This is a genomic window from Bacteroides sp. 1_1_30, assembly GCF_020982715.1.
Classification (GTDB): domain Bacteria; phylum Bacteroidota; class Bacteroidia; order Bacteroidales; family Bacteroidaceae; genus Bacteroides; species Bacteroides xylanisolvens.
Map to the genome: position 1 here is coordinate 52141 of NZ_JAJKHN010000040.1, position 7873 is coordinate 60013.

The window sequence follows — 7873 nt, forward strand, 5'->3', positions numbered from 1 at the left end:
GTGCAGGTATGCTGGCAGGTATGCTTCTCTGTGGCGGGCAGTTACAAGCCTCCAACCGTATGACGGAAATGCATGTATGTCTGGCGGATGCTATTCGGAAAGATAACCGCCCGGAAATATCCAATCGTTTGTTCCGTTCCAATGCGGTAGAGAAGGAGATTCTCCGTGTACAGAAACTTTTGAAGAATGCGAAGTTGGCATGGATGTTTACCAACTGTTTCCCGAATACACTGGATACAACCGTACATTTCCGTAAAGGAAGCGATGGCAAACCGGATACGTTCGTATATACGGGTGATATTCATGCTATGTGGCTACGCGACTCCGGTGCACAGGTATGGCCTTATGTGCAATTAGCTAATGCGGACCCTGAACTGAAAGAAATGCTGGCAGGTGTTATTCTCCGCCAGTTCAAATGTATCAATATCGATCCGTACGCGAACGCTTTTAATGACGGCGCTATTCCTGACGGTCATTGGATGAGTGACCTTACAGACATGAAACCGGAGTTGCACGAACGTAAATGGGAAATAGACTCCTTGTGTTATCCGTTGCGTTTGGCTTATCATTACTGGAAGACTACCGGAGATGCGAGCATATTCGACGAAGAATGGATTCAGGCAATCACTAATGTACTGAAAACATTCAAAGAGCAACAACGCAAAGACGGAGTAGGTCCTTATAAATTCCAACGTAAGACGGAACGTGCACTGGATACTGTGAGCAATGACGGTCTGGGAGCACCGGTGAAACCAGTCGGTTTGATTGTTTCCAGTTTCCGTCCTTCGGACGATGCTACTACGCTTCAATTCCTGGTTCCTTCCAATTTCTTTGCCGTATCTTCTTTGCGTAAGGCAGCCGAGATTTTGGAGAAGGTAAACAAGAAGACAGCTTTGTCTAAAGAATGTAAGGACTTGGCGCAGGAGGTGGAAACAGCTTTAAAGAAATATGCGGTGTATAATCATCCTAAATATGGTAAAATTTATGCATTCGAGGTAGATGGTTTTGGAAATCATCATCTGATGGATGATGCCAATGTGCCGAGTTTGCTTGCGATGCCTTATTTGGGTGATGTGAATGTAAACGATCCGATTTATCAGAATACCCGCCGTTTTGTATGGAGTGAGGACAATCCTTATTTCTTTAAAGGCAAGGCAGGCGAAGGGATCGGCGGACCGCATATCGGTTACGATATGGTGTGGCCGATGAGTATTATGATGAAAGCCTTCACAAGTCAGAATGATGCTGAAATCAAGACTTGCATTAAGATGTTGATGGACACGGATGCTGACACCGGCTTTATGCACGAATCTTTCCATAAGGATAATCCGAAGAAATTTACCCGCGCATGGTTTGCCTGGCAGAATACTCTTTTCGGTGAGTTGATTTTGAAGCTGGTTAATGAAGGAAAGGTAGATTTATTGAATAGTATACAGTAATATGCTGACATAGTAAATTGAACGCGGATAACGCGGATGATGCGGCTCTTTTTCTGATGCAAAATTAGAAAAAACGCGTTATCCGCGTCGTCTGCATCTAAATGTGAATAGCTGAAAACTAATATTAAAAAAAACAATTGTATCATGAAAAAGTTATGTGTATGGGCAGTTGCCGCCCTTTTAATGGCAGCTTGTACTCCGAAAGCTGAAAAGGCTACAGATTCCGGTTTATTGCAGAGTAAATTCCAGACAGAAGTAGATGGAAAGAAGACTGATTTGTTCACTCTGCGTAACAAGAACAACATGGAAGTTTGTATCACGAACTTCGGTGGACGTATTGTTTCAGTGATGGTTCCCGACAAGGACGGAGTAATGCAGGACGTAGTGCTTGGCTTCGATTCTATTCAGGACTATATCAGCAAGCCTTCGGATTTTGGTGCGACTATCGGACGTTATGCCAATCGTATCAATCAGGGACAGTTCACCTTGGATGGTGTAGAATATCAGCTTCCCCGCAATAACTACGGTCATTGTCTGCACGGCGGACCGCAAGGATTCCAATACCGGGTGTTTGATGCAGCATTGTTGAATCCGCAGGAATTGCAGTTGACTTACCGTGCAGAAGACGGTGAAGAAGGTTTTCCGGGAAACATCACTTGTAAAGTGGTGATGAAACTGACGGACGATAATGCCATCGATATTCAATACGAAGCGGAAACAGACAAACCGACGATTGTAAATATGACCAACCACTCTTATTTTAATCTTGAAGGTGATGCCGGCAATAATTCCGGTCATTTGTTGATGGTGGATGCGGACTATTATACTCCGGTGGACAGTACTTTCATGACAACTGGCGAGATTGTTCCGGTAGAAGGAACTCCGATGGATTTCCGCACCCTGACTCCGGTAGGCGAACGTATCAACGACTATGATTTCGTACAGCTGAAAAACGGCAATGGTTACGATCACAACTGGGTATTGAACACGAAAGGCGACGTAACCCGTAAATGCGCTTCTTTGAAATCACCGAAGACTGGTATCGTACTCGACGTTTATACTAACGAACCGGGTATTCAGGTATATGCAGGTAACTTCCTCGATGGTTCACTGACAGGAAAGAAAGGCATTACTTACAACCAACGTGCTTCCGTATGTCTCGAAACACAGAAATATCCGGATACTCCGAACAAACCGGAATGGCCGTCGGCTGTACTTCGCCCGGGCGAAAAGTATACAAGCCAATGTATCTTCAAATTCTCTGTTGATAAATAGGTTATAAAGGCAGTTCATGTCATTGAAGAACGGGTTGTCTGATTAGAGATTATCCGTTCTTTGCTTCGAATGTAATTTGTTGGTGCTCAATAGGGCTCATAGGGAAATTAGGATGATTTCCGGAAGTAGTAGAATAGACGAAATGAAGAAAAATAAAACTAAAGGACTTTTTGCATCGATAGTGCTTGGAGTGGCGGTTACAGCTTGTGCGCCTGTTTCTTCTAGTGGTACGGTGACGGTAGTGGACCGACCGGACATACAGTCCGTCAATACCAATTATATCGGGTATCGCGCTCCGCTTCGACCGTTGAATTTTATAAAGTTGCCGGTAGGTAGTATTCAGCCTGAAGGCTGGGTGAAGAAGTATCTGGAGTTGCAGCGTGACGGTCTGACCGGACACTTGGGAGAAATCAGCGCTTGGCTGGAAAAGGATAATAATGCCTGGTTGACAACTGGTGGCGATCACGGCTGGGAGGAAGTCCCTTACTGGCTCAAAGGGTATGGCAATCTAGCATATATCCTGAATGACCCGAAGATGATTGAAGAAACCAAATATTGGATTGAAGGTGTATTTGCCAGTCGCCAGCCGGATGGCTATTTCGGTCCGGTCAATGAACGTAACGGCAAACGCGAACTTTGGGCACAGATGATTATGCTCTGGTGTCTGCAATCTTATTATGAGTATTCTCAAGATCAGCGTGTCATTGACCTGATGACGAATTACTTCAAGTGGCAGATGACTGTTCCCGATGACCAACTTCTGGAAGATTATTGGGAGAAAAGCCGTGGCGGTGATAACATCATCAGTATCTACTGGCTTTACAACCATACTGGGGATGCTTTCCTACTCGAACTGGCCGAGAAGATTCACCGTAACACAGCCGACTGGACGAAATCCACCTCCTTACCTAACTGGCACAATGTAAATATCGCCCAATGTTTCCGTGAACCTGCCACTTATTATATGCAGACCGGAGATTCAGCGATGCTGAAAGCCTCTTATAATGTCCATCATCTGATACGGCGTACTTTTGGTCAGGTTCCCGGAGGTATGTTCGGTGCGGACGAAAATGCCCGTTTAGGATATATCGATCCCCGACAGGGAGTGGAAACCTGCGGTTTGGTAGAACAAATGGCTTCCGATGAAATCATGCTTTGCATGACGGGAGACCCAATGTGGGCGGAACACTGTGAAGAAGTAGCGTTCAACTCTTATCCGGCTGCCGTGATGCCGGACTTCAAGGCATTGCGTTATATCACTTGTCCGAACCATGCTATCAGTGATTCGAAGAATCATCATCCGGGCATTGACAATCGTGGCCCGTTCCTTTCGATGAATCCTTTCAGCAGTCGTTGCTGCCAACACAATCATGCACAGGGCTGGCCTTACTTCACCGAACATCTGGTACTGGCAACTCCCGACAACGGAGTGGCAACAGCTATTTATGCAGCTTGCAAAGCTACAGTGAAAGTGGGTGACGGCAAGGAAATCACTCTTCACGAAGAGACAAATTATCCTTTTGAAGAAGCTATTGCCTTTACTGTTTCTACCGATGAAAAGGTTGCTTTCCCATTTTATCTTCGTATTCCTTCATGGACTCAAAAGGCGGAAGTGCGGGTGAATGGCAAGAAGGTAAGTGCAGCTCCTGTAGCGGGAAAATATCTTTGCATCAATCGCGAGTGGGCGAATGGTGACCGTGTGGAATTGACTCTTCCGATGTCTTTGTCTATGCGTACCTGGCAGGTTAATAAAAACAGCGTAAGCGTAGATTACGGACCTTTGACTTTGTCTCTTAAGATTGCAGAGAAATATGTAGAGAAAGACAGTCGCGAGACTGCTATCGGTGATTCAAAATGGCAGAAAGGTGCTGATTCGAAAAAATGGCCTACTACTGAAATCTATCCGGATAGCCCCTGGAATTATTCGTTGGTATTGGATAAGAAAGAACCTTTGAAGAATTTCAAGGTCATCCGTAAATCCTGGCCGGCTGACAACTATCCTTTCACAGTAGCCAGTGTACCTTTAGAAGTAAAAGCTATCGGTCGTCCGGTTCCTGAATGGAAGATAGACGAAACAGGACTGTGTGGCGTATTGCCGGAAGAAGATGCGGTGAAAGGTGATAAAGAAGAAATAACATTGATCCCTATGGGTGCGGCACGGTTGAGAATCTCTGCGTTCCCGAACACAAAAGAATAAATTAATAACTAGAAAACTTAGAATAAATGAAACGTATTGTTTTTTTAGATTACATCCGTGTGTTTGCATGCTTTCTCGTCATCCTTGTTCATGCCAGTGAAAATTTCTACTGTGCTCCCGGAGCCACTGATATGGCAGGTCCGCAGTCTTTTTTGGCAAATGAAGTAGACCGGCTATGGGTATCAGTGTACGACGGTTTTTCACGTATGGCAGTACCCCTGTTCATGATAGTCTCTGCCTTCCTGCTTGCACCGATGAAGGAAGAGCAGTCTATGTGGCAATTCTATCGCCAGCGCTGTCTTCGCATCCTTCCACCGTTTTTCATATTCATGCTACTGTACAGCACTCTACCTATGTTGTGGGGACAGATAGACGGAGAAACATCTATGAAGGACTTGTCGCGGATATTCCTGAATTTTCCGACGCTAGCCGGACACTTGTGGTTTATATATCCTCTGATAAGCCTTTATTTGTTTATCCCAATTATATCCCCATGGTTGAGAAAAGCCACGGCTAAAGAAGAGCGTTTCTTTATAGGGCTGTTCGTGTTGTCAACCTGTATGCCTTATCTCAATCGTTGGTGCGGTGAAGTGTGGGGACAATGTTTCTGGAATGAATACCACATGTTGTGGTACTTCTCCGGTTATTTGGGCTATCTTGTTCTGGCACATTACATTCGTGTACATCTTACCTGGAACCGTTCCAAACGTTTCACTGTAGGAATCATTTTAATGGTAATCGGTGCTGTATGGACTATTTATTCATTCTATGTGCAGGCTATACCCGGCGAACTCCATTCCACACCTGTAATAGAAATAGGATGGGCTTTCTGTACGATTAACTGTGTGCTTCTCACAACGGGTACATTCCTTATGTTTACATGTATCAAACGTCCGCAAGCTCCCAAGTTGGTGACGGAAACATCGAAACTTAGCTATGGTATGTATCTTATGCACATATTCTGGCTCGGACTGTGGGTGACTGTGTTCAAAGATACATTGGCGCTTCCCACTGTTGCCGCTATACCATGTATCGCAGTGGTTACGTTTATCTGTTGTTTTGTAACAACTAAGATCATTTCGTTTATACCGGGCAGTAAATGGATAGTAGGATAAATATCCGGAAACAATAAGATTTTGAATAGATAATCAAGTTTTTCCTGATTTTCTATTCAAAATCTTACTGTTTATAGCCTATTTCCCTCTTAATGTCCTCTTTTTCTTTTCACCTCTTTCACTCCTATTATAAACCATTACTCCCCAGATCCTTACGGGTGAACCCTTCCTCTATTTGAAGCTTTATGCCGCTTTCATCGGTTTCATCAGATACACATTCCCATATTTGGTATGTTTGCGGGTGACCCCTGCCGCAAGCAAAACTTGCGCGAACGTAGCCGGATTACTTCCACGCATGGCAGCGGGGTTATACATTTTCAGTCTTCTGAATATGTCCGAAGCCGAGAGCCGTTCGCTTCCCTCTTCATCATCTTTAGCTATCCGGAAGCAGGCATGAAAGACTTCCTCTGCCGGACACGGATGATAAAAAGCGGCGTTGTGGCGTTGCAGTTCCCGTTCCTCTTCTTTTGTGAACCAGTAGCGGATGCCGGAGAGCAGTTCAGCTTTCAGTTGGGCATAGATCTGATCGTGCATGATACCTTCGCAATCGATCAGATGTTCTGCTTCAATGCAGATGAATCGCCGGCTACCGGTGGGATCGGTGAGCAAGTCAAAACGGTTGCTTGTACCGATGAAAGAAGCGATGCGCGGCAAGTTGCGGAAATTCTTTTGATAAGCTTTGCAGATATTCAGGTTTGCCATTTGCATCAGATTCTTCAATAATGGCATTTGCTGCGTTCCGTATTTGTCAAATTCATCCATGTTCAGAAGTCCCATTTCGGCAAGTAACCTTTCGGGTTTTCCTTGTGCAGACAGTTTCAGGTTGTCCATGTAATAACGTGACAGTGCCGGCGGCATCAGTGCCTTGCAAAATGTGGATTTTTGTCGTCCCTGCTCGCTGCTGACAAGTATGGGGGCTACGCTGTTGGCATGTATTCCCGTCATGCCTAACCATTGGGCGGTGAGTCCCAGCATCCAGGTATGGAAGCTTTTTATCCAGAGCTGATTGTCAGAGACACGCTGCGCCAAAGCTTCCAGTCTGTCTGTCCCATCCCAGCCGGGCAGTTCCTCCATGTAAAGCCGGAAAGGATGGTATTCAGGAATACAAGTGGAATAAATGTAACGGCTCAAGTCTTTATCCCAGCAGGATATGCCCTGGTCGTGTGCTTCCATGCAGAAAGTGTTCAGTTCCCGCTTACTTACAGGTTCGAAAGGAACGGCACGCTTGTTGGCAGGACGATATTCCGTTTCTTCCGTCAATAGGTTGTAACGAAAATCATACTGTTTTTGCAGGAATGTACGTACCTCTTGGGTTAACCGGACCGGTTGTTTTCGTTCTGTCTCTTTCTCCCTTTCAGTAGGCGGTGCAGCGTCCGGTAGGGGAGCAGTATATATATCTTCATGACATTTTAGCGTTTTCTGTGGCTCTTTGTCTGTTTTCTCAACTGCATCTTCTTTGTTCTCCTTCATTTGAAACAATTTTAGTTCCTTCAATACCTGTCTCCATATCAATGTTATTGCATTCATTATTTTTTCTATTTTTAAGTGATTAAAATCGGTTTATTGTTCAGCGCTGATACTGCGAATGTACTATCGGATGATATCGGTTTGCAAGTATTTCTCCGGAAAAAATATAAATTTCTACTTGACTGAAGAAGGCGGCTTCTTATCGTCCTTTTCTCTATTTTTTATCGTATCTTTGACGAAGCAGGGAAAACGCATGAGTGCTAATTGTTTAATAATCAATAGTTCCCTTCTCTTCTCAAAACATATTTAATGGCAATACTCTTGTATATCTAATAATAAATAAAGTCTTCCTAGTTACTTTTCCTCATATAGACGTGTCA

The 7873-nt window shown here is 44.6% G+C and carries 4 protein-coding genes and 1 pseudogene; 4 read left to right on the forward strand and 1 reads right to left on the reverse strand.

The features are described 5' to 3' along the window. Window positions 1–77: 77 nt before the first annotated feature. The 4 genes and pseudogenes from LPH68_RS13390 to LPH68_RS13405 form a co-directional block, all read left to right on the forward strand. A pseudogene (locus tag LPH68_RS13390) lies at window positions 78–1439 on the forward strand (glycoside hydrolase family 125 protein); the annotation flags it as partial. A 144-nt stretch (window positions 1440–1583) separates the two neighbouring features. After that, window positions 1584–2714, forward strand: a complete 1131-nt coding sequence (locus tag LPH68_RS13395) for an aldose epimerase family protein (RefSeq protein WP_151923626.1) — start codon at window positions 1584–1586, stop codon at window positions 2712–2714. 142 nt (window positions 2715–2856) lie between these two features. After that, a complete protein-coding gene (locus tag LPH68_RS13400) occupies window positions 2857–4911 on the forward strand; it encodes a beta-L-arabinofuranosidase domain-containing protein (protein WP_151923625.1) in 2055 nt (684 codons plus the stop codon). A 26-nt stretch (window positions 4912–4937) separates the two neighbouring features. Beyond that, entirely contained in the window at window positions 4938–6026 is a 1089-nt protein-coding gene (locus tag LPH68_RS13405; RefSeq protein ID WP_151923624.1) for an acyltransferase, read from the forward strand. A 183-nt stretch (window positions 6027–6209) separates the two neighbouring features. Here LPH68_RS13405 and LPH68_RS13410 read toward each other — a convergent pair whose 3' ends face one another. Beyond that, window positions 6210–7553, reverse strand: coding sequence for a VapE domain-containing protein (locus tag LPH68_RS13410; RefSeq protein ID WP_149941913.1), 1344 nt, complete (start codon window positions 7551–7553; stop codon window positions 6210–6212). Window positions 7554–7873 lie beyond the last annotated feature (320 nt).